This window comes from Microvirga sp. KLBC 81 (genome assembly GCF_003075415.1).
Lineage (GTDB): Bacteria > Pseudomonadota > Alphaproteobacteria > Rhizobiales > Beijerinckiaceae > Microvirga.
Window position 1 is genome coordinate 1 of the sequence record NZ_QDAH01000072.1, and the last position, 22,739, is coordinate 22,739.

At 62.1% G+C, this 22,739-nt stretch carries 20 protein-coding genes and 2 pseudogenes; 3 read left to right on the top strand and 19 right to left on the bottom strand.

The annotated features are described in order from the left end of the window. Positions 1–341 precede the first annotated feature (341 nt). A complete protein-coding gene (locus DC522_RS26565) occupies positions 342–941 on the top strand; it encodes a DUF2059 domain-containing protein (RefSeq protein WP_116531579.1) in 600 nt (199 codons plus the stop codon). Positions 942–1,060: 119 nt separating this feature from the next. On the opposite strand, the gene DC522_RS34395 is transcribed toward DC522_RS26565, so the two are convergent. The 14 genes and pseudogenes from DC522_RS34395 to DC522_RS26620 all read right to left on the bottom strand — a co-directional run bounded on the left by DC522_RS34395 (position 1,061) and on the right by DC522_RS26620 (position 16,551). Further along, positions 1,061–1,858 carry a hypothetical protein gene (locus DC522_RS34395; protein ID WP_133239376.1) on the bottom strand — a complete coding sequence of 266 codons (798 nt, stop codon included), beginning with the start codon at positions 1,856–1,858 and terminating at the stop codon, positions 1,061–1,063. A gap of 401 nt (positions 1,859–2,259) precedes the next feature. Continuing rightward, positions 2,260–2,370 (bottom strand): annotated as a pseudogene (locus DC522_RS36300) (IS6 family transposase); the annotation flags it as partial. Positions 2,371–3,006: 636 nt separating this feature from the next. Further along, entirely contained in the window at positions 3,007–3,606 is a 600-nt protein-coding gene (locus tag DC522_RS26570; RefSeq protein ID WP_116531580.1) for a hypothetical protein, read from the bottom strand. Continuing rightward, a complete protein-coding gene (locus DC522_RS26575; RefSeq protein ID WP_165820323.1) occupies positions 3,606–4,373 on the bottom strand; it encodes a DUF2092 domain-containing protein in 768 nt (255 codons plus the stop codon). The genes DC522_RS26570 and DC522_RS26575 overlap by 1 nt, the downstream gene beginning before the upstream one ends. A gap of 82 nt (positions 4,374–4,455) precedes the next feature. Continuing rightward, complete coding sequence (locus tag DC522_RS35060; RefSeq protein ID WP_165820324.1) at positions 4,456–4,749, bottom strand: hypothetical protein; 294 nt, start codon at positions 4,747–4,749, stop codon at positions 4,456–4,458. A 28-nt stretch (positions 4,750–4,777) separates the two neighbouring features. Then, positions 4,778–5,008, bottom strand: a complete 231-nt coding sequence (locus DC522_RS26580) for a hypothetical protein (RefSeq protein WP_116531582.1) — start codon at positions 5,006–5,008, stop codon at positions 4,778–4,780. 489 nt (positions 5,009–5,497) lie between these two features. Further along, on the bottom strand, positions 5,498–6,097 hold the full coding sequence (locus DC522_RS26585) for a transposase (protein ID WP_116531583.1): 600 nt from the start codon (positions 6,095–6,097) through the stop codon (positions 5,498–5,500). Continuing rightward, positions 6,070–6,489 (bottom strand): helix-turn-helix domain-containing protein, encoded by a 420-nt coding sequence (locus tag DC522_RS26590; protein ID WP_371680573.1) that lies wholly within the window; start codon positions 6,487–6,489, stop codon positions 6,070–6,072. The genes DC522_RS26585 and DC522_RS26590 overlap by 28 nt, the downstream gene beginning before the upstream one ends. Before the next feature lie 249 nt (positions 6,490–6,738). Further along, a complete protein-coding gene (locus tag DC522_RS26595) occupies positions 6,739–8,535 on the bottom strand; it encodes an adenylate/guanylate cyclase domain-containing protein (protein WP_165820325.1) in 1,797 nt (598 codons plus the stop codon). 112 nt (positions 8,536–8,647) lie between these two features. Continuing rightward, positions 8,648–9,319, bottom strand: a complete 672-nt coding sequence (locus tag DC522_RS26600; RefSeq protein WP_116531585.1) for a TetR/AcrR family transcriptional regulator — start codon at positions 9,317–9,319, stop codon at positions 8,648–8,650. A gap of 140 nt (positions 9,320–9,459) precedes the next feature. Beyond that, complete coding sequence (locus tag DC522_RS26605) at positions 9,460–12,567, bottom strand: efflux RND transporter permease subunit (protein WP_116531586.1); 3,108 nt, start codon at positions 12,565–12,567, stop codon at positions 9,460–9,462. Beyond that, entirely contained in the window at positions 12,564–13,643 is a 1,080-nt protein-coding gene (locus tag DC522_RS26610; RefSeq protein ID WP_116531587.1) for an efflux RND transporter periplasmic adaptor subunit, read from the bottom strand. The genes DC522_RS26605 and DC522_RS26610 overlap by 4 nt, the downstream gene beginning before the upstream one ends. Next, complete coding sequence (locus tag DC522_RS26615; RefSeq protein ID WP_371680577.1) at positions 13,640–14,692, bottom strand: efflux RND transporter periplasmic adaptor subunit; 1,053 nt, start codon at positions 14,690–14,692, stop codon at positions 13,640–13,642. The genes DC522_RS26610 and DC522_RS26615 overlap by 4 nt, the downstream gene beginning before the upstream one ends. A 257-nt stretch (positions 14,693–14,949) precedes the next feature. Next, positions 14,950–16,551: a PAS domain S-box protein gene (locus tag DC522_RS26620; protein WP_116531589.1), complete on the bottom strand. Its 1,602-nt coding sequence runs from the start codon at positions 16,549–16,551 to the stop codon at positions 14,950–14,952. A gap of 97 nt (positions 16,552–16,648) precedes the next feature. On the opposite strand from DC522_RS26620, the gene DC522_RS26625 reads away from it, so the two are divergent. Continuing rightward, positions 16,649–17,575, top strand: a complete 927-nt coding sequence (locus DC522_RS26625; RefSeq protein ID WP_116531590.1) for a LysR substrate-binding domain-containing protein — start codon at positions 16,649–16,651, stop codon at positions 17,573–17,575. A gap of 173 nt (positions 17,576–17,748) precedes the next feature. On the opposite strand, the gene DC522_RS26630 is transcribed toward DC522_RS26625, so the two are convergent. From DC522_RS26630 to DC522_RS26650, 5 genes are all read right to left on the bottom strand, one after another. Continuing rightward, complete coding sequence (locus DC522_RS26630) at positions 17,749–18,534, bottom strand: 3-hydroxybutyrate dehydrogenase (RefSeq protein ID WP_116531591.1); 786 nt, start codon at positions 18,532–18,534, stop codon at positions 17,749–17,751. Between the two features lie 382 nt (positions 18,535–18,916). Continuing rightward, the gene (locus DC522_RS26635; protein ID WP_165820326.1) at positions 18,917–19,327 is read right to left on the bottom strand and encodes a hypothetical protein; all 411 of its coding nucleotides are present in this window, start codon (positions 19,325–19,327) and stop codon (positions 18,917–18,919) included. Between the two features lie 249 nt (positions 19,328–19,576). Further along, positions 19,577–20,362, bottom strand: coding sequence for an acetoacetate decarboxylase (locus DC522_RS26640; protein ID WP_116531593.1), 786 nt, complete (start codon positions 20,360–20,362; stop codon positions 19,577–19,579). Between the two features lie 141 nt (positions 20,363–20,503). Next, positions 20,504–21,676, bottom strand: a complete 1,173-nt coding sequence (locus DC522_RS26645; RefSeq protein WP_116531594.1) for a patatin-like phospholipase family protein — start codon at positions 21,674–21,676, stop codon at positions 20,504–20,506. Between the two features lie 18 nt (positions 21,677–21,694). Next, positions 21,695–21,913, bottom strand: coding sequence for a hypothetical protein (locus DC522_RS26650; protein ID WP_116531595.1), 219 nt, complete (start codon positions 21,911–21,913; stop codon positions 21,695–21,697). A 378-nt stretch (positions 21,914–22,291) separates the two neighbouring features. On the opposite strand from DC522_RS26650, the pseudogene DC522_RS26655 reads away from it, so the two are divergent. Further along, positions 22,292–22,657 (top strand): annotated as a pseudogene (locus DC522_RS26655) (transposase); the annotation flags it as partial. Between the last annotated feature and the right edge of the window lie 82 nt (positions 22,658–22,739).

Consider the following 22,739-nt stretch of genomic DNA (forward strand, 5'->3'; position numbering starts at 1 on the left):
GTCTGACCGTAGAGTTTCGAAATATCGATGACGCTCGGGCCGATGGTGCCCTCTTTCACCGCTAGTTCCACGGCCTTACCGTCGACGGTCATTGTGCTGGAGGTCATGGGCATCAATCCATCCTGTGCGAAGAGATGGAGAGGGATAGGCGCGGACGTGGCCTCAGTCCAATATATTGTTATTCACCCAGTGATATTAGAAAGATATCAATGGACCTGTGCCAGCCCCGCTATGGCTAAATACAGCTGGGATTTTGGTGTCTGCGTCATTCTCCAGGGCGAACAGCTGATGGAGAAGGGTACTGCTCCCCAAAGTAACGTCGTAAGAGAGCGTCGTTGTCCATGGACCCTACCCGACGCGAATGGGTGCAGGTATGCGGCCAAGGCGACAACCCGATGGTTCACTATCACACCTGTCATAGTGAAAATCCTGCGGAGAGCCTCACGCTTGAACTCGCACGCTGGTTAGGTCTTTGGGGTGTTCTTGGGTTGCCACTGGCCGCACAAGCGCAGCCAGTCACTTATATCGACGAAAAAATCAACTATATCTTCGATGTGCCCGAGCTTAAACAGGGCTTGGACATTGGGTATCACGTCATGAAGCCTAAATTGCTCAATCAGATCCAGAAGTCATCAAATAAAATATCACCGGAAATTTCCGATTACATCTCGCGGCTTATAGACGATGAATTTGTCCAGATCAAACCAGCAATGTTAACCTTCATCAAAGACTATTATAAACGTCAGTTCACGGAAGAAGAGATCGGCGCCTTGTATGATTTCTATCGCACGCCCGTCGGGTCTCGTCTCGCCAGCAAGTTGAACACAGTATCGGCCGGTCTTCTTCCGGAGATGCAAACATTCATGGGCCGCCAATTTGCACCTCGCCTTCATGCGCGGTTGAGCAGCGATGCAAGATTGCGTGACGCCTTCAAGCCATAGAGAATGGGCGGAGAGTAGCACGGAATTTCCAGGAAGCGGGGAAGTGTCTCATTCGGCCAGGCGCTTACCAGCAACTTGGTGGCGTTTGCAACTGAAGACCGCATCATTGTCCTGTTTTGTTAGCGGCATCTGTCAGTTGAGGACGAGGAGCGCTGATGAGAGTTCCCCGAGCTCGCGCCTCCACCAGAGGAGTCGCTCCCGCTGCTGTAATAGCTGCTGCCGTTATCGTAGTATCCGCTCTCGCTATTATAGTAGCTGTTTCCGCTGCTGTAGTACCCGCTTCCGCGATTATAGTAGTCGTTATAGTAGCTGTTCGGGCTCGATGCGGCCGCAGCTCCAGTTGTGACACCCGCCGCATACGCCCCCCAGTAATAGGGATAATAGTAGCCGCTCCCATAGGATCCGTACCGACCACTGTAGAATCCGGACCCGCCACGATAATACGCGCCGGCAACGTCACCGCCCCGGTTGATGGTGACGTTGCCGGAACCGACCACATTCCCAGAGCGCACAGGACCGTGCGCCGTGACATTCCCGCCACGAACAGGCGCCACGACATTCCCGGAGCCTACGGAGCCATGTGCCGCGATATTCCCGCCCCGAACAGGGGCCATGTGGTTCCTGGAACCGACACGACCAGGCGGCCCGAAATTCCGGCCACGAATGGGGGCCGCGACCCTTCCCGGTCCGACAGGGCCACGTATGGCGCCGCCGCTCGGTGGGCCGGGTGGACGACCTCTCATCACTGGACCAGCCATCGGTGGACGTGGAAAGCCGCCCGCGGGGCCGGCCATCGGCGGACGCGGCAAGCCGCCTATTGGGGGGCCGCCCATCGGCGGCCCTGGAAAGGCAACGGCCATATCGGTCGCTGCGGTTACGGCAAGAAGACCCGCGAGAACCCGGACCAGATGCTTCATCACTACCTCCTTTGCTGTGCCACAGCATGAAGAGAGATAAGCGCCACGTTAACAGGGTCCAATATATTGTTATTTGACCTACAATATCCAATTCATATCAATGGATCTGCATCGGCTCCAGTGCTTCGTCTGGATCGTCGAGGAGGTGATGTGAGCTTGGCAGCTACGGCCGCAGCCGCCGCGGGCGCTGTCATTAAGCAGTTCGGTTCTGATGAGGTCGTCTTCGCGATCGGCATGAGAGCCGCATGATGGGCTCTCGCAGGCCAGACGTTTCAATGGAGACGGCGCACTCGGCTCATCGATGCGCGGGTGCACCCCATCAGACGACATCATCCTGCCACACATCCCAGCCGGGACGTGGGGCAGGATGCGAACGGTGGCCGGACCGCCGGCCTCGCATGCGCAGCTCGCTTGCGTGAATTGAGGCGCTCCAGCCGTTCGGGGGAGTACCGGATCACCCAGCGATGCACGGCGGCATGGTCGATAGAGATGCCACGTTCGGCCCTTATCTCCCCAATAGGATGCCGGATGCTTTCTTCTTGGACGCATGGGAACTCAAGAGGGCTCTGATCGCTGGCTGTCCGGGATCCTGGAGGGCAGGCATGGGCGCAGCTGCTCTCCCTCATCCACGAGTGTCGTGCGCAACCGACTCTCCCTATTGGATCAGGTCTGAGAGAGCCTCCGCCACGGCCAGCGCGCCCTGCTCCCGGATCCGAGCGAGTCGGGAGGCCCGTTCCACCTGCTCCAGACGGTAGAGGAGGGATCGAACTCGAGCGGCAGAGCCGGGTCGCCCAGGTATCGAGGCCTGTCCCCTCGCTGGAAGTATTCTGCCCGCAACTCCCGGCCGAGATGCTCCTGGACCGAATAGGGAAGCGGAGGCACATTGCTTCGCGCCCGGGCATCGGTCCGAGGCAACGACGTCGGGGATTGGGTCGTGTCGTTAATCATCTACTCGTCCCTGGTTCAATGTCTCGGAAGAGGATCGGTCGAGGAGAGGGGTTCGTGCCCTGGCGAGGGCCGCCGGCGCGATTGGACAGGACACGACCCTCGGTCTCAACAGCACGGCCCCTGTCCTAACTGCAAGGAGGTCCCGCTCAGCGCAGCAGATGGTCTCCGCCTGATCGGGGATCACTGCCGAATGCCGTATTTTAGCGGCAGTTATCACTGGCGGACGACGAGCGCTGTTGAGAGGTGCCCGACCTTGTGCGTCCGCCAGAGGATCGGCTCCCACTGCTCGCGTACCCTTGATCGTTACTGTAGTAGCTGCTCCCGTTGCTATAGTACCCGCTGCCACTATTGTAGGAGTTGTTATTGTAGCTGTTCGCACTCGATGCGGCCGCGGCGCCGGTGGCGGCGCCCGTCGCATAGGCCCAGTAGGGATTGTAGTAGCCGCTCCCGTAGGATCCGTACCGGCCGCCATAGAACGCACCGGCATGGACATCGCCGCCCCGGTTGACTGTGACGTTCCCGGAGCCGACCACGTTGCCGGAATCCACGGGGCCTTGCGCCGCGACATTCCCGCCACGGACGGGGGCCACCACGTTCCCCGATCCGACAGGACCGCGGATTGCGCCGCCGTTCGGTGCACTCGGCAGATTGCCTCTCATCGGTGGGCCACCCGACGGCGGGCGCGGCAAGCCGCCCGAGGGCGGACCAGGCAACTGGGGCAGAGCGGGTTGGGCAATGGCCATATTCGTCGCTGCGGTTGCGGCGAGAAGGCCTGCGAAAATCCGGATCAAATGCTTCATCACTGATTCCTTTGCTGGCCCGGCGCAGCGGCCGGAGGCAACTCGACCTGTTTCGCATCAGCAGGCGGCTGGAAGGCGAACTCGGCGTTGGCGAAACGGCCCTGGCTGTCCCAGTTGGTGAATTCGGCAACGAAACGCGGCTGGCCGGGGAGCAAGCGATAGGTGACGATCAACCGACGCGGGATGGCCGCGTGATTGTTCTCGACCCACAATTCCATCTCGGTGCCGGCCATCTGCTGAAAAAACAGATGCCGGCACTCGACACCGTCAATGGTGGCCGTTCCGACCTGCCAGCCGGCGACCACCTTGCGCAGGAGCGATTGCTCCGGTGATACGCCAAAGAAGTTGACCAGCGGAAAATCGATGTTGAGCTTGTTTAGCACCTCATTGAGCGCTGCTGGGATGCCGCCCGGCGCGGCCATCACCGAGTACACCTTGCGGTCGGGCGAGAAGAGGGAAACCGTCTTGCCGTCGTAGACCAGATCGTTGGATCCGTCATCGCCGGTCACCTGGATTTTGAGCCGGTCAGGACGGCGGACGAGAACCTTCATCGTATGGAAGATGTGAAGCGGCTGTCCGGATTCGCCCAGGTAAACCCTGGAGGTTCTGGCCGCAAATGAGAGTTCCGGAGCCGAGAGCGTCTTGTTCAGCGCCGCGAGGGCGGCGTCGGCGTCCTCGCTGAGCGCCGGCCTGACCGGGAGAGGCGGCTCCTGGGCGTGCGCACTCTGCACCGCGACCAATCCCGCGAGAGCGCCGAGCGCGCTCATGAAGAGAGTGGGAAGAATTCTTCGCATCATTGCGTATATCCTTATCTGGATGGCGCCGTGGCGTCGCTGATACTTGTATGTCTCAGGCGATCTCCTGCCGCGGTTGTGCGTGGAATCTTGAACGTTCAAGAGTTCGAGTGGGGCATGACTTCGCGGAGTGGAACCCCGTTCGCCCGTACGAAAAGCGACAGGGCTGGAGGGCATGCTTGGCTTGGATCATGTCGTAGAGGCCCAGCAGGGACAGCAGGCCGAAGGCCACGGCCAGGGCCAGGCTCGCGGGCTGCGGAATGGGAACGAAGGCGAGTGCGCCCGTCAGGAGGACGCAGCCGAGCACGGTGTACCGGCTGACAAGGGAAACGCTTTGCATTTTGCGCATGGCTTTGTTTCTCTGCTGGAGCATCGTTTCAGCCCCACTGGGCAAGGGTCAGATGATCGCGTTCTGGCGACCCCGTCTGGCGCGTGACGCCGTCAGACTCAGTTTTATGGACGGCGGTCGAGGTGAAGCTCGGATGAAAGGTGAACATCTCCGTCCGGCCGTAGAGCTTCGAGAGGGCGATAGCGCTCGGGCTGATCGTGCTCTCATTCGCCGCTAGGTCGGCGTCCTTGTTGTTGGCTGAGAGTGTGCTGGCGGTCATGGGCGTTGATCCATTCTGTCCGAAGACATGCCAAGAGATAGGCGCCCGGTTGACCTTGATCCAATATATTGTTTTTTGATTTATAATAGCGAAAGCATATCAATGGGCCTCCGCCAACTCCGGAACTTCGGTACGGCCGCCGCGGAATTGCATAGAGCACGTGGTCTACAGGCCCAGTTCCAGCCGTACAATGATGCTTGGAACCCAGGTCGTGGTCTACTGCAGCACCGACGACCCAGCCGTGATCACCTTTCTGGAAATCGCCCGAATTAGTCGTAATGCCTGCGCGATGATGCCGGGCGGAGCAAAGACCCTCATCCGGCCTGCACGTCCGAGAATGCTGATGCCACGGCAGGCAGGTCTTCCTGAGTAGCTGTCGGCAGCGAAACCGCTCCCGGACCGAGTCCTCGAAACGTACCATAATCGCAGGCGTAACAATTCCCAGTTCGTCCGGGCACTTACCTACTGCTTAGTGGTGTATCCGGGAAGTCATGCCGCCCTCGGCAGCAGGGCGATGCCGGGTGAGCGACGTGGCCGATGCCGACGCCGCTTGCCCCAGACGAAGGGATGACGGTGTGCATTCCAATAAACCGTGGAGCGGTGGATCGCCTCGGTGATCTCGTCCCAGGTGTCGAAGCGCCGACCGGCTAACGCCAGCGAGCGCAGGATCTTCCACCACGGCTCGATCAGGTTGAGATAGGCGGCGTATTTGGGCTGGAACACCATCTCCCAGCGCGGATGCGCGAGCACAAACAGCAGCACATCGGTGGTGCGATGGGAACTCAGGTTATCCAAGATCGCGTACACCCGCTTGGTCGTGCTCGGGATCCAGCTCTCAACGTGGTTGAGGAAGTCGACCCAATGTGCACTGCCCCGTCTTGGATAGGGATGCGTGAACGCCTCGCCGGTCGCAGGGCAAAACGCACCGAAGATGTAGCCTTTGGCGCAACGGCCATAGTCGATCTCCTGCTTCGCCCGCTCGGCTGGTCGTGTCTTTGTGTGCACCAACGCCCGACCTGCATAGCTCTTGGCACTGACTGGTCCCATTTCGTCGAGGCAGATCACACAACTGCCCGCAGGAGGCGCCATGTAGAGCGTTTCAATCTTCCCCTTTTTTCGGCGAATTCCGGATCGACCCGCTCGCCGAACCAAGTCTCGTGCTTGCACCAGCGCAAGCCCTCGTGGAGCAGGATCTCGTCAATCCGGCTGCGCTGCATCGCAATCGCCTTGCGCTCGTGCAGATAGGCCGCCAGTCGATCCAGCGTCCAGGCAGCAAACGGCAGCCCGAGCGTCTGAGGCTTGGTCAACGCGGTGGCGATCACGGTGGCAGTTTGCTCGGGCGTGTAGGTGGGCCGGCGACCCGAACGGTATCTGTCCTTGAGCGCGTCCAGTCCTTCCGCATTGAAGCGGTGGATGCGCTTGCGCACGGTCTCGCCATCAAGATCCAGGCGGGCCTGCAATGGCTGATGCGCTCTCGCCACGACTGGCGCGCCAGATGATCTGGGCGCGTTGCACCCTCTGGGCCGGAGCGGTGTGGGAGTGAACCAGGCGCTTGACGGTCGCGAGCTCGTCAGCGGTTAAGTCCCGTAAGCAGACCGGTACCATGGGCCACCTCCGCCAGCGGGTCAGAAGGAGCTGCCATTATACCTCTCTACCTGCCGGATGCACCACTTAGTGGTCTTTGCTACTGAATGTCGGGCGTTTAGGGTCCGATAGGGCTAAAGTGATACTCACGTAAGTCGGTAGATCCCCATCGTGCCATCTCTTTCCCGCACCTCTCGTCGGGCCCAGAACACGGCCTGTCCGGGCTCAAGCAAGCCGGAATAGACCCCTTCAGTGATCAATGTGATCACGTCGCTGTCGTCTTGGACGTCCTTCCCAACCTGCTCCAGGCGTTGCGCGATGTTAACGGCATCTCCGACGAGCGTGTAGTTGATTCGGCTGGGAGCCCCGATGTTGCCCACGAGAGCAGGGCCCGTGCTGATGCCAATCCTCACCCGGACAGGGGCAAGGCCGCTTGTCAATCGGGCTCGGTTGTCGGCGTGAATCTTGGAGGCGATCGCCCGTGCGGCCCGGCAGGCCCGTTCCACGTGGTCGGGCTGCTCCTCCGGTGCACCCCAGAACGCCATGAGGCTGTCGCCGATGTACTTGTCGATCGTGCCTCCCTCGGCCTCGACACAGGCCCCGACCAGAGCAAAGTGCGAGTTCAGGAACTTTGCCGTTTCGGACGGGGACAGCCGCGATGCCATTCGTGTGAAGCCACTCAGATCCGTGAACATGACGGTAACATCACGCTCATAGGCGTTGGCGAGATCGTCCTGCCCGTGCGCGATAAGGCGATGAACGAGGCGTTTGGGCAGGTACAGTTCAAACCAGCGAAGAGCTGCAACCATGGCGTTCAGCGCTTGGCCCGCTGTGTCGAGTTCCCGGATCCGGCTGCGTGAGAGAACGGGGGCTTGGTCGAACTCGAGCGTCCGGACGGCTTCTGTCACGCGAACGAAATCACGGATCGGATGGGCGAGGCGCCGACCGACCGCGATCGCGCTGAGCACGGAAACGAGCAGGAGCCCTAAGCCGGTCAGCACCATCGTCTGCAGTCGCTCCGCCTCCTGCCCGGCGTCTGAACCAGGCAAAGCGGCGCCAATGATCCAGGGCTTCTCACCGAACCCTGCGATCCGTCGGTACATGTAGATGAAGTAATCGGCCGAGAATGGAACGATATGCCCCTGATCCGTCGACCTCAAAGACAGGTTCAGCGGTTGTCGCTCAGCCGACCATATTGCTTGCAGAACCCTGTCGTCGACCTCGGTGAGGAGCGGCAATGGGCGCTCGCGTGCCCCTGTTGGGGATCTGTTGGCCAGGGCCGGGTGAGCCAGCACCGCGTCCTGGCCGTGGAGGATGAACGCTCTCTGCCCAGGCGAGGAAATCTCGGCGACGTATCGGGAGAGCTCGGTGACCTCAATGGCCGGGACGAGGAGTCCAATGAGGTCTCCGTCACGATGCACGGGGACGATGAACGGGATGATAGTCTGCTGAAACGGATGGCTCCAGACGGGGTCCCCCCATCCGGCGGCCTTGCCGGCGCGCACATCCTCGAAGAGCTTGATGATCTCGGGCTGGCCGGACCAATCCTCAGTGATGAGACTGCCATCTCGTCGCTCCACCCGCACGACCTCCAGGTTGGAGCGAATGAAGCCCATGCCGGTTACCTGCGGTGTTGCGGCAAGGGCAGATCTGAGGGCGATTTCGAGCGCTCTGGCATCCTTGATGTCGAGCTGCCCCCGATCAATCGAGATCTTCAGATACTCGGCTTGGGCTGCGACGAGGCCAAGATGTTGCCGGACGCGCTGCTCGATGGAGGACAGGATCAGGTCGGCCTTATCGGCCAGAAGCTCGCCCGTGTTTCGCCCCGCGCCCCCGAGGCTTACCACGAGAACGGAGCCGACGGCGAGGAGCATCAAGCCCCCGAAACTGATCGCCAGAAGCGTGCTGAGAGAGAAATAGCGTGGGGAGATACGCTGTCGCATGCGGATCTCGGGTTTCCGACAGGGGGATTGTTGCTCCAACGGAGTGGACCGGGCAAGGGCTTCGCTGATGAGCGGAAACCACCTGGACCTCATGCTTCTCAGTCACAGGGTCTCATGAGACCTGCTCTCCCGCCGTGCGGCCGGTATCCCGCCGCCGGATGTCGGAATTTCGGAGAATGTCCTCGACCACGGCCATGCATTCCGCTTCCGTCAGGCAAGGTTGGTGGGGCACCAGAACACGCTCCATCACGTGCGCCATGCACTGCCTCGCGAACTCCTCTGCCGCGGCACGGCTGCTGCCAATCCGAAGGTTACCGGCAGCCGCTCGGAGATCGAGATAAGCTCCGATCTGCTCCACGGTCTGGCCCAGGCTGTTCCGAAGGAACTCTTCTCCGAGCCCGGGAAACCGGCCGAGGGCTCCGATGATCAGGCGCAAGGCGGCGATAGTGGCCGGATTGTTCAAGGTTTCGAGCACGGCCATCCCGATCTGACGCAGGGTGGAGCACGGGTCAGGTTCGTCCTGGTCGATGGACGGCAATGCCCGTGCGATCCTCTCCGCTTCCGCGGCGATCAGCGCTCTGAACAGGGCGTCCTTGCTGTCGAAGTGGTGATAGATCGATCCTTTCGAGACGCCCGACTGATTGATGATCTGGTCGATGCTGGTGCCCGCATAGCCGTTCAGGAGAAAGACCTGGCGCGCGCCGTCCAGGATCTGGCGCTTCGTGAGCGTGCTCCTGAGATCATGCGGGGGTTTGTCGCTGCGAGGCGGATTGTCGTTAGGCACTGGGCTTCGCTCCTCTTTTGCATGCCGTGGAGGGTGGCCCCGGCGGCTTGCGGCCGCCGGGGCTTAGGAGGCGTTCGCATGGGCCGGGTGCGCGGGACAGGGCCGCGGTCCGGAACGCCTGCCAATCGGGTTAGCGCGGTCTACGCCGGCGCATGCGTCTTCTCTGATTGATGCGCCGCCTCAGGCGCTGGCAGCTTCGTATGGGGTCCGGAGGGCGCCTTGATGCGGAACCAGGCCACGTACAGCGCCGGCAGGAACAGGAGCGTCAGCAGCGTGCCCACGATGATGCCCCCCATCATGGCGAAGGCCATCGGTCCCCAGAACACTTCGGATGCGATCGGGATCAGCGCCAGGCTCGCCGCTGCCGCCGTCAGCAGGATGGGCCGCGTCCGGTGCATGGTGGCGTCGACCACGGATTCCCATGGATCCCAGCCCTCCCGCAGGTGGTCGTCGATCTGCACGACCAGGATCACCGAATTGCGGATCAGGATGCCGACCAGCGCCAGCACGCCCAGGATGGCCACGAAGCCCATGGGAGCCCCGCTCGGCAGCATCGCCGCCACCACGCCGATCAGCCCGAGCGGGGCCACCGCCACCACCAGGAACAGCCGCGAGAAGCTCTGCAACTGAACCATCAGGATCGTCGCCATGATGAACAGCATGAGCGGGACCACCGCCATGATCGGCCCCTGGGACTTGGCGCTCTCCTCCACCGGGCCGCCAACGGCCACTTGGTAACCGGCCGGGAGCGTGCGGATGAATTCCTGCACCTTGGGCTCGAGCTGCTGGACGACCGTCGCCGGCTGGGTGGCATCGACGATGCTGCCCCGGATCGTGATCGTCGACAGGCGGCTGCGGCGCCAGATCACCGGCTGCTCGAGCTCGTAATGGAAGGTCGCGACCGCCGCCAGCGGCACCGACTGGCCGTTCTTGCCCGGCAGCTGCAGGTTCTGGAGCGTCTCGATGGACCGCCGCTCGGCGGCGCGGGCCCGGGCCACCACGTCGACGAGATAGATCGAATCGCGCACCTGGGTGATGCTCGTGCCGCCCACGACGCTGTTGAGAGTGTCGGCGATGTCCTGCGAGGTCACGCCGAGCTGGCGGGCCTTGTCCTGGAGCACGTCGACCTTCACCACCCGGGCGGGCTCGTTCCAGTTGAAGTTGATGTTGTTCACCCGGGGGTGCTCGCCTACGACAGCCGCGAGCTGCTGGGCCAGGTCCCGCACTTTCTGGACGTCCGGCCCGCTTAGCCGGTACTGCACCGGGCGCCCGGCCGGCGGCCCCATCGCCAGCAGGTCCACGTACACGTCCAGGCCGGCAAACTCCTCACGGGCCCAGGTCTTGATCTTGGCCCTGAGGCGCTCACGGGCCTCGATGCTCTTGGTCACGATGACCATCTGGCCGTAGAATGCATTCGACGGCTGCGGGTCGAAGGAGAGAATGAACCGCACCGCGCTCTGGCCGACATAGGACGACCAGTGTTCGATGTCGGGATCGCCCGCGAGCTTGGCCTCAAAGCGGTCCATCTGCGCCTTCGTGTCGGTGATCGACGCGTTCTGCGGCAGGTTGAAGTCGACCAGGAGCTCGTTGCGGTCCGAGGACGGGAAGAACTGCTGCTCGACGAACTTCATGCCGTAAAGCGAGACACCGAACATCACCACCGTCACGCCGATGGTCAGCCAGCGCCAGCGCATGGCACCGTCGAGGATGCGCGAGAACATCTTTCCGAGGCGGCCCGGTTCGTCGTGATGCTTCTTCATCGTCTTCGGTAGCAGCGTCACGCCAAGCAGCGGCGTGAACAGCACGGCGACGATCCACGACAGCAATAGCGAGGCTGCGATCACCACGAACAGGGTGAAGGTGTACTCGCCCGCGTTGCTGGTGTTGAGGCCGACCGGGATGAAGCTTGCGACGGTGACGAGCGTGCCGGTGAGCATCGGGAACGCCGTAGAGGTGTAGACGGCCGTGGCCGCCTTGCGCAGCGTGTCGCCGGCCTCCAGCCGCGCCACCATCATCTCGACGGCGATCATCGCATCGTCAACGAGAAGGCCGAGCGCGATGATCAGGGCGCCAAGCGAGATGCGCTGCAAGGAGATGCCGGTATACTGCATGACCACGAAGGTCATGGCCAGCACGAGCGGGATCGACAGCGCGACCACCAACCCAGCCCGCACACCGAGGCTCACGAAGCTGACCACCAGCACGATCACCACGGCCTCGAACAGGGCCTTGGTGAAGCCGCCGACCGCCTCCTCAACCACGACGGGCTGATCGGCCACGAGATGGACCCCGACACCGATGGGCAGTTCGTCGGTGATCTTGGCCATCTGTTCGTGCAGCGCCTCGCCGAACTGCAGCAGGTTGGCACCGGTCTTCATGCCGATGGCCAGGCCAATGGCGGGCTGGCCGTTGAACCGGAACAGCGCCTGCGGCGGGTCGAGGTAGCCGCGGCTGATGGCGGCAACATCGCTGAGGCGGAAGAAGCGGTCGTTGATGCGCAGGTTGAGGTTGCGCAGGCTCTCCTCCGAGGTGAACTGTCCGGTCACCCGGACGCTGATGCGCTCAGGACCGGCCTGGATGACGCCGGAAGGTGTGATCGCGTTCTGGGCCTGGAGCGTCTGCACGACATCCTGCTGGCTGATGCCGAGGGCGGCCATCTCGCGCGTCGAGAACTCCAGGAAGATCACCTCGTCCTGGGCGCCGATCAGGTTGACCTTGCCAACGTTCGACACCGTGAGAACCTTGGTCCGCACGTCCTCGACATAGTCGCGCAGCTGGCGCTGCGTCAGCCCGTCCGCGGTGAACGCATAGACGTTGCCGTACACGTCGCCGAAGTCGTCGTTGAAGACAGGACCCACGACACCTTGGGGAAGCTCCCGTTTGATGTCGTTGACCATGTTCCGCACTCTCACCCACACGCCCGGCACGTCGCGGCTTTTGACCGTGTCCTTCAGGTTGACATAGATCACGCTCTGGCCCGGCGTGGTCTGGCTGCGGGTGTAGTCGAGCGAGTCGAGTTCTTCGAGCTTCTTCTCGATCCGTTCGGTGACCTGGCGGGCCGTATCCTCGACCGTGGCGCCGGGCCATTGGGCAGCGATCACCATGGTCTTGATGGTGAACGAAGGATCCTCCTCACGCCCCAAGTTGACGTACGCAAGGAAGCCAGCAACGGCGGAAATGATCATGAAGTACCAGACGAGGGAGCGGTGCTCGAGCGCCCAGTCGGACAGGTTGAAGCGGCTGTTCATTGGGAGGCCTTGTCTGCGATCTTGACTGTTTGGTTGGGGGTGAGGCTGTTCACGCCGGCGGTGACCACGCGCGTACCGCGGGTGAGCCTGTTCAGAACCCGGACGGAGGATCCGTCCCGGGCGACGATCGTCACGTCCCGGGTCGACACCGTCCCAGTGACCGGATTGACGACCCAGACCATCGTCTTGCCGTCCCGCTCCAGCAGGGCCGAGACGGGCAACTCGATCCCCGCGACCGCCTCTGTCGTGACCGTGGCGGTGATCGTCGTGCCGAGACGGAAGCTCTCGGGTGGGTTGTCGAGGGTGATCCTCACCCGCCGCGTCCGGGTGGCGGGATCCGCCTGCGGCGCGATCTCCCGCACCGACCCAGCGGCCCGCACCGAGGGATCGAGCTGCAGAGCGACATCGAAGCGGGCCTCCGGCCTGAGATCCCGCCCGATGCTCTCGGGCAGATCGACGACCGCTTCCCGGATGTCCGGGCGAGCCACCGAGACGACCGTTTGTCCCGGCTGGACCACCTGCCCGAGTTCCGCCTCGGTGGCGGTGATCACACCGGCGAAGTCGGTGCGAAGCTCGGTGTAGCCGAGCTGCTCCTCGGCTTTGTCGAGGTTTGCCCTGGCGCTCGTGACGCCGGCCTCCGCGGACTCGCGGGCCTGCCGGGCAGCATCATACTGGGCTTGGTTGGCAATGTTCTGCTGCAACAGCGTGCGCTGACGGGTCTCCGTCGCGGCGGCATTCTCAAGACGGGCGGTCGCGCTGGAGAGGTCAGCCTGCGCCGATCTCACCGCCAGCTGGTAGGCGAGCGGGTCGAGCGTGGCCAGGCGCTGCCCCTTCTTGACCACGTCGCCCACATTGACATCTCGGCTGATGATGCGCCCGAGCACCCGAAAGCCCAGGTCGGACTTGTACCGGGGCTCGACGGTTCCAGCGAAGCCCACGGTCCGCACGGCCTGCGGGGCAACAACGACGGTGAGAACGGGTCGGGGTGCCGGCGCCTCGGCATGGTGCTCCTCCTGGCAGGCGGCGAGCAGGCCGACCACACTCAGGGCGGCCACGGATGTCAAAATAGGGTTCATGAGGCCGCTCCTTCGGGGAATGCAACAACCTGGTTGGGCCGCAGGAACTGCGCTCCACCGGTCACGATGATCTCCCCAGGTTGGAGACCCCCACGCACGACCACCTTTCCGGTCTCGTAGCCTTCAACGGTGATTGGCCTCAGCGACACTGTCTTGCTCCGGGGATCGACGGTCCACACGGCCGGTCGACCGTTCCCGCTGGAAAGCGCGCTCCACGGGATCACGACGAGCTTGCGGGTCTGGAACCGGCCCTCGCCGACGACGGCGGTGCCGAGTGTCATCGCTGCCGGCGGATGCTCGATGGCGACCTTGGCCCTGACGGTCCCGGTGGCCCGGTCCACGGTCGGGGAGATCTCACGCACGCTGCCCGTTGCTTTCACAGACGGATCGGACACCAGCGTCAGCGCGATGGCGGGATTGGCGAGCTCGTGGGTGAAGATCGACTCGTAGACGTTGAACACCGCATCGCGCGGCCCGTCCTGGGCGATCGAGAAGACGGTCTGCGCCACCTGCACGACCTGCCCGGTCTCGGCCTTGCGGGCCGTGATGACGCCAGGGGCGCCTGCTCGCAGCACCGTGTCGGACAAATGATCGCGGGCGGTGCCGAGTTGGGCCCGTGCGGTGTCGAGCGCAGCCTGAGCCGTGCGATAGGCTTCCTCGGCCTGGTCATGGTCCCGCTTTGTTGTGAAGCCCTGAGCGAGCAGCGCCTTCTGGCGTTCATAGGTGGAGGCTGCCTGGCGGAGCACAGCCTCGGCGGACCGGACGGCGGCCTCGGCGGCGGTCACCGTCGCCTGTTGCTGCTGCGGATCGAGCTGGGCCAGCACTTGGTCGGCGGTCACGTGGTCGCCGACGTTGACCAGGCGCTCAGTGATGCGACCGCCTACCCGAAACGACAGGTCGCTCTCGACCTGTGCGCGGACTTCGCCGGTCAGCCGCACCATCGGTGCATAGTCGGTCAGCCTGGCCGTCTCGACCTGAACCACAATCGGAGAATTCTCCGGTCGGCTGGTCTGTTGCTGGCAGCCGGCCAGGCCTGTCACGGCAAACATTGCCAAGCAACAAACTGATTTATGCCATTGACGACTGCATGCCATGGCGTGCTCTTTCCCTCATGTCCTCGGGAACCATTGCCCATGAGGATGGGATAGGCTTGTTACACGGGTCGGTCCAATATATTGTTTTTGGGTTTACGATTGGAAAATTATATCAATGGGCGAAGGTGAGAGCCGGTATTCGCGTGCCCGCTGGATTGGTCGTCCAGAGGCGACAGCACCAAGGGGCGTGGCTCGCCCTGTGCAGGCAATCATCACCGCGCCACACCCACTAAGGCCGCCTCCACCCGAACGCGCAATCCTTCCGGTGCGAAGGCCATCTCAACCTCACCGCCGAGTTGACGGCTGAGCACGCGCTCCAGCAGCGTTGTTCCGAAGCCCTTGCGGTCCGGCACGGCCACGGGGGGCCCGCCTTGCTCCACCCATTCGAACTGAATCTTGCTCTCCTCGACGACTGCGGCAGGCAAGCTCCATGTGACATGAACGCGTCCCTGCGGACTGGACAGTGCTCCATACTTGGCCGCGTTTGTCGTCAGCTCATGCACCGCCATTCCGACAGCCAGTGTCAGGTGGGGAGGCACGTCCAGGTCCGGTCCGGTGAGGATGACGCGTGTGCCGGTCTGATCGTCATAAGGCTCGAGCTCACTGCGCAGAATATCCCGTAGCTGCACGCCTGCCATTTCGTTGTCGAATAGAAGTGTGTGGGTCTTTGCGAGGGACATGATCCTCTGGGTCAGGGAATCCCGGAACGTCTGAACCGAGGGCGCGTTGCGGGCCGTGGAGTTCACCAGGGCCTGCACCGTGCTCAGGGTGTTCTTCACCCGGTGATGGAGCTCACGCATGAGCAGGGCCTGCTGCTCCTCCAGACGCTTCTTCTCGCTCATGTCAGAGAACATGCCCAATGCACCCGAAACCTGACCCAATTCGTCACGCAGGGCGCTGGTGGCGGCCAGGACGGGAATGGCCACACCGTCCTTACGCCGAAAGCGGATCTCGAACTGCTCGAACTCGCCTGCAAGATTGCGGCCGACGCGCTCGCGGTGGATTGGCTCGTCCTCAGGGAAGGTGAACTCCAACGCTGAACGCCCGATCATCTCGTCCGGGGTGCAGCCCAGCATGGTTGCCATGCGGGCATTCACAAATTGCGTGCGAGCATCGGCGCCGATCAGCCAGATCCCCTCGTTGGCGGTCTCGACAATGGTGCGGAAACGCGCCTCGCTGGCACGCAGGGCCTCTTCGGCGAGCTTGCGGTCATGGATGTCGGTGGTTGTCCCAGACCAAGCCGTAATGGCTCCTTCGGCATTCCGAATCGGAATGGCCCGGGTCAGGAACCAGAGGTACTCACCGTCATTGCGACGGATGCGGGTCTCGATCTCTAAGGCCCGTCCGCTCTGCCGCGCGGCGCTCCACGCCTCCCTGCAACGGGCCTGATCATTGGGATGGAGCACCAACGCGGGCCAGCAGCGGGCATTCTGTTCGGGCGTGATGCCGCAGAAGCTGAACCACTGATCGTTGACGAAGGTCATCGTGCCGTCGGGAGCCGCGGTCCAGACGATGGCTGGGATCATGTTGGCAAGGGTACGGAAACGAGCCTCGCTTTTCTCAAGCAAGTCGCCGTGCTTCGGGAGCAGGTCGATCGGACAGCCACGAGAAAGCCGGACGGCCTTGCCGCCATCGGTATGGGCGCTCTTCGCTTCCGTTGCCGCAGTCGAGGTGATCCCCGGTTCGCAGGTGAGCATCCCGGTCTGGTCTGCGAGCCTTGAGGCATCGATGACGCTCTGGCCGGTCAAGCTTTCTTTAGCCGGCAGTCCGACGGGCTTGTTGTCGACGGTGAGTGGGCGGGAGATCATGGGCATCAATCCATCCTGGTCGAAGGGAAGGATCGGGATTAGTTGCCCTGATGGCCTAGATCTAATATATTGTTTTTGGCACTACGATTAGAGAAACATATCAATGGATCTGCGTCAGCTCCGGTACTTCATCGCGACCGCCGAGGAGCTGCATTTTGGCCGGGCCGCGGAGCGGCTCCACATCGCGCAGCCGGCCCTGAGCATCCAAATCAAGGCCCTGGAGGACACGCTGGGTGTCCGGCTCCTCAGCCGAACCAACCGGGTGGTGACTCTGACAGAGGCAGGCCGCCTGTTTCTCAAGGAGGCCCGCCGCACTCTCGAGCAGGCGCAGCATGCCGCCGTCGTGGCCCGCCGAGCCGGACGCGGCGAGATCGGTCGCATCGAAATCGGCTACTCCGCAGACACGTCTTATTCCGGCGTTCTGTCCAGCGTCCTGCGGCAGTACAAGCAACGGATTCCCGACGTCGAACTCGGGCTCCACGAGCTCCATCCGAGCACACAGATCGCGCAGCTCCTGGAAGGTCGTATCCATATCGGGTTCATAGCCAGCTTTGTCGACAGCCCTGCCGGGAAGCTGCCGTCAGAACTGGATGCGATCCGCTTGGCGGAATGGCCGCTGAGGGTCGCTCTTCCGGCTGACCATCCCCTGGCAAAGCGAACCCGAATTCCGCGAGAGGCGCTCGCGGGTGAACCGTTCATTGTCTACGTCGGATCGGACATCGAACAGGACCGCTCGTTGGTCCAGTCGGTGGTTGGGTTCGCGCCACGTGTCGCGTACGAGGTGCGCAGCGGTTTTTCGCTCGTGAGCCTTGTCGGAGCCGGGTTGGGATTGGCCATTGTTCCCTCGTCGGTCAGCTCAGTCAGCATCGGCGAGCACGTCGTCTACAGGCCCATTTCCGGCATCACGATGCAGGTCGGAACCGACGTCGTGTTCCGCCGGGACGCTGACGATCCAGCCGTGATCAATTTCCTGGAGATCGTCCGGCCGGATCAGCATGATGCCAAAGGAAAGCGACACCGAGGCACGTGATCCATCCGGAAAACCAAAGATCCTTCAAGGTTCGCCGGCAGAGAGTTCCCATTCAGGCCTGGATCATGGCTCCTCAGTGTTGCGGGTCGTGGCCTCGGGCAGAAAATTCCTTTCAATCTGCCCGCAGCCCTGCGAGGCAGCGGGGCCTCCATTCGGTTTCCTGCCTCGACCCGTCACTCCGCCGTCCAGCCGCCATCCATGGAGAGGTTGGTGCCGGTCATCTGGCTGGCGGCGTCTGAGCAGAGGAACACGGCGAGAGCCGCCACCTGATCGACGGTCACGAACTGCTTGGTGGGCTGCGCCTCGAGCAGAACGTCGTTGATGACCTGTTCCTTGGTGAGGCCGCGTGCTTTCATGGTGTCAGGAATCTGGTTCTCGACGAGAGGCGTCCAGACATAACCGGGACTGATGCAGTTGACGGTGATGCCATGGGTCGCCACTTCGAGCGCCACGGTCTTGGTCAGGCCTGCGATGCCGTGCTTGGCTGCCACATAGGCCGATTTGAAGGGCGAGGCCACCAGGGAGTGGGCCGAGGCCGTGTTGATGATGCGCCCCCACCTGCGCGCCTTCATGCCGGGAACCGCAGCGCGGATGGCGTGGAAGGCGGAGGAGAGATTGATCGCGAGGATCTGATCCCACTTCTCGATGGGGAACTCCTCGACAGGCGAGACGAACTGAATCCCTGCGTTGTTGACGAGAATATCGACGCTGCCGAGCGTCTTCTCGGCCTGGTGGATCATGTCGGCGATCTCATCGGCTTTGAGCATGTTGGCGGGCGAATAGACGGCCTTCACGCCGAACTCGCTCTCGATGGCGGCGCGGGTCTTCTCGATCTCGGCCGCATCGCCGAGGCCGTTGATGACCACGTTCGCGCCTTCCTTCGCGAGCGCTCGGGCAATGGCCAACCCGATCCCGCCGGTCGAGCCGGTCACAACGGCGGATTTGGAGCAAAACGTCATTGAAGCCTCCTTGTTGCTGTATCCAATCGTTCAGTCTGAAGCACTCGTCTTGGGCAGGAATCTCCCTACGATCCTCAACCCATCGAGTGTGGCACCTTGTACGAACCGGCGTTCGACCATTGCCCGTATGCGTTCATTCCGTATGTCTCACGGGACCTGATGACGGAACAGCATTTTATCTTCGGCATCGTACCAAGCCCTTTCAGGGCATTGTCAGTGGAGGAACAACACCCACCCGAGCAATGCGAGCGGGGCAACAGCCCCAGGGCGAAAGACACTGCGTTGCCTGTCATGCAATGCCTTCCGGAACGCGTTGGCCACCTTTGTGAGCCATCACGTAGATGCAATCTCGGTCTTGGACCGGCGCTAGCGACACGGCTTCTTAGGCCGCCCGGTTTGCCTCGGCCGGGTCCGTTGTGAAAGTCGCCGTCTCCGCCGCCACAAAGGCCTGATGAATGGCGTTGAATACCGCAACCGCGGTCGGCTGTTTCAAGACAAGATCGCCGCGTGACGATATTCGCTGCTCCGCGCCAGCCAAGATCACGGCCCTGTTCCCGTGCATCTCATGGTACTGGTCGGCGAGAATCGAGCCGTCGACCAGGCCGGGCAGCACGGCACGCGTGTACAGCCAGCCAATGGGGTGGCTCCAGTCGCGCAAGGCTAGAAGGGCCCTCTCGCCCGTATCCGCCGTAATGACTTCATGGGCTTGGGCGCGCAGCCACTGCGCGAGTGTCTCCCGCATAATCGGGTTGTCGTCGGCAATGAGGATCCGTTGTGGTTTAACCGTGCTCATAGTGCTCTCCGGAATACGCCGAGGGCTCTTTCGCCCATCAGCGCACCCTCTTTCGCTTTTCGTCTCAGTTCCGGGATGAATACTTGCTATCCCGCATCGCATGCGAGCCACTGGTGTTGATGGCTGCACTGGGGATCGGCTTGCCCTGGTCCGCGATGCCGCTTGTCGCTTCCGACCATCATTCCATTTCTTTTCGTCTTGGACTGATCAAGAAGAGAGCGCAGCCTGTAGCATGTACACTGGGGAACTTCATTCCGCAGGTTCGTAGCGTTTCTGTTTCCAGTGCGACGGCTCGGATGGCGCCAGATAGTCATGTGCGACCTTGCCGAGTCCGAGCGTCAGATCGGCCACGATGTGGGTTGCCGAGACCACCTCCAGGACCGGTAGCTCAGTCAAAGGAGCCAGTGCATGTGGCGTTAGGCTAAGGGACGCCGGACCGATCCAAGCCTCTTTCAAGTTGATGTCCTCCAGGTGATACTCGACGATCTCGCAGATGCGTGTGGTGCCGTCGACATGCGGAATGATCTTAAGCAGGAAGTTGGGCTCGCGAAGCGAGGTCATGACGCTTGCGAAATCGGCAGCCTGGTGCTTATAGCCCATTGTGGCGGTCGCGATGCGAACCGGACCGTAGTCGAGCGTACCGACCAGGGCATCGACCTCAGTGCGCAGGGTGGGATTCGCAAGCTTCTTGGGAAAACCCCACAGCTCACGCCCCCCAGCAATGGGCGGGTGGTCGTTGAGAAACATGCAATGGGTGTAGCTACCTTTGCGGCCGCGGAACGAGACAGGAATGACCTGTCCGCTCTCGGTGTAATCGCCGAAGCCGTTCGAGTCCGGCATGCGGATGAACTCGAACTTCACCAGCGGCTCGTCGATCTGGAGCGGTTCCGGGACGAGCTCCCTGAGCTTTTTTAGGTCGGTCCGGTAGGTGATGATCAGATACTCCCGATTGCGAAAGCGATAGGGTCCGATCGGGTAGGCCGGGCTGGTCAGGGGCATTGCGAATGCTCTGGCCCGAACAATGTCTTCGTGCATAGCTAAACTCTCCTGTGTTCGATTGAGCGGGTCACGAGTGCGGCAAGCCGACTCGCAGACCACATAGGTTGGTGCGGAGCTCAGCCGCGCTTGAGACGTTGGGCGCAGGATGTTGCTACCGCCCGATAGTCTCGATGCGCGCTACTCCCGCCCGTCCTTAACGAGATCGAATGTGCGGACCCCCTCCTGACCGTCGGGGCGCTGCAATACCTCGGGATGGCGTAACGTGCGCACCGCATCGTGATAACCGGCGCGCCAGTGCTCCTCCATCGATAACCGGGAAAACTCGTAGTCCTTTGAGTGGCCTTCGTAGTGTTTCGACCGGTAAATCAGCTGGATGATGTTGTACGCTTTGCGGTCCGCCTCCGGGCTGAGTAGCTTCGCCTCCTCGCTGGTTCGCAGATCGTCCGGCAGATTCGACAGGAGGCTTGCGAGCGCATTGCGCAGATGCTGCACGCGCTTGAACTGATCTGTGCTGGCGCGCGTCCGGCTGGAATACTGGATTTCCTTGTGCCGCGTCGCGACCTCGGCCAGGTTGCGGGGCAGCTCGCCGTGGGCGCTCCATAGATCGACCTGGAACGCGAGCGTATCCTGCCGCCGACCCGCATCGACCACCCAATCGAGCGGCGTATTCGAGATGAGCCCGCCGTCCCAATAGTATTCGCCGTCGATCTCCACCGCTGGGAAGCCGGGTGGCAGCGATCCGCTCGCCATCACATGCTCAGGCCGGATCGTGTGCGTGCTGTTATCGAAATAGACGAAATTGCCGGTGCGCACGTTCACGGCGCCGACGCTGAAGCGCATCGCGCCAGCATTGATCCGGTCGAAGTCGACAACCCGCTCCAACGTGCTTTTCAGGTGTTTGGTCTCGTAGAAGCTCGTCGCCTCGAGGGCACCGTCCGGGTGCAGCCAGGGAACCGGCAGCCGGGGCGTGAAAAAGCTCGCGGCCCCACTTAAGAGAGCGCAGGTCGCGCTCACCTGATTGAAGAGAGCGCGCGCGAGGTCACCTTTGGGGGTGATGGTATGGAGGGCACCGGACCAGTCGAGCAGTGGGTTGGCAGAGATCTCCTGCCAAAATCTGCGTAGCTTGGCGACACGCCCGGTCGGCTCGTTTCCCGCGATGATTGCAGAGTTGATGGCGCCGATCGAGACGCCGGCGACCCAGTCGGGATCGATGCCGGCCTCCGCGAGAGCTTCGTAGACGCCGGCCTGATAGGCCCCGAGCGCACCGCCACCCTGCAACACCAATGCGACGCATTCGAACGGGAGGTGTCGTTTGGCGGCAGTTAGATGCGGTTGGACTTGAATGTTCATGGCAGGTGTTCCTTCGCCTCAATGGCTTGTGGCCGCCGCCACCGCGCGGACCTGCGGCGCAGTCCGCAACCGGTTGACAATGTGCGTGACCGTGCGGACCGACCGGACCTCAAGCTCTTCGTTTGGTGTGGCCTCGCTGCGATAGTCCATCGGCAGGATGCGGATCCGCATCAAGTGGTTAGGTTGCAGCAGCATTCTGATCTCCGCATCCATGTGGACTGCCGCCAGTGCATACATTGCCAAATTGTCCTGGGTCCAATATATTGTTTTAGGTTTTATGATTGGGAAAACATATCAATGGACTTGCCTCAGCTCTGGTACTGAAGTTCGCCGACTTTTTGGAATGTCTGGTGATCCCCGTGTGAGCTGACATTCGGTGTACTTCTGCCTCGTGCCGATTTCGTTGAAAAAGTCCTCGTGAAGGGCGGCGGATCGTGATTCCCTGGTGAGGCATTCTCAGCGGAGGATCGGGCCATGATGGGCGAGCGTCTCGTGATGCAGGAGAGCCTGTTCTATGAGTTCCGGCTCGAGGATCACGTTCCCTCCGATCACCTTCTGCGGGGACTATCAGGAATTTCGTGTGGGGCCTTACGATGATCTGGAAGGAGACATCGCATGGCACGCCGCAAGGAATCCCGGATCCCGGACCACCTGCTCGATCAGCTGCTGGCCGGTACTGACGCCAAATCGGCCTTTGCCAAGGATGGGCTGCTCGAAGAGCTGAAGAAGGCGCTTGCCGAGCGGGCGCTCAATGCCGAGATGGACCATCATCTCGATCAGGAGAGCGAGAGCGGCAACAGTCGCAACGGCTATGGCCGCAAGAGTGTGCTCACCGACACCGGCAAGATTGACCTGGAGATCCCGCGCGATCGCTTGGCCACCTTCGATCCGCAATTGATTGCCAAATACCAGCGGCGCTTCCCCGGCTTCGATGAGAAGATCGTATCGATGTACGCCCGCGGCATGAGCGTGCGCGAGATGGCACTGTTCTCTTATTCTGGGGATTCTGGTCAAGCCCTTTGAGCGGCCCTTTCCGTCAGTTCGGCTGATGTCACCTGTCGGG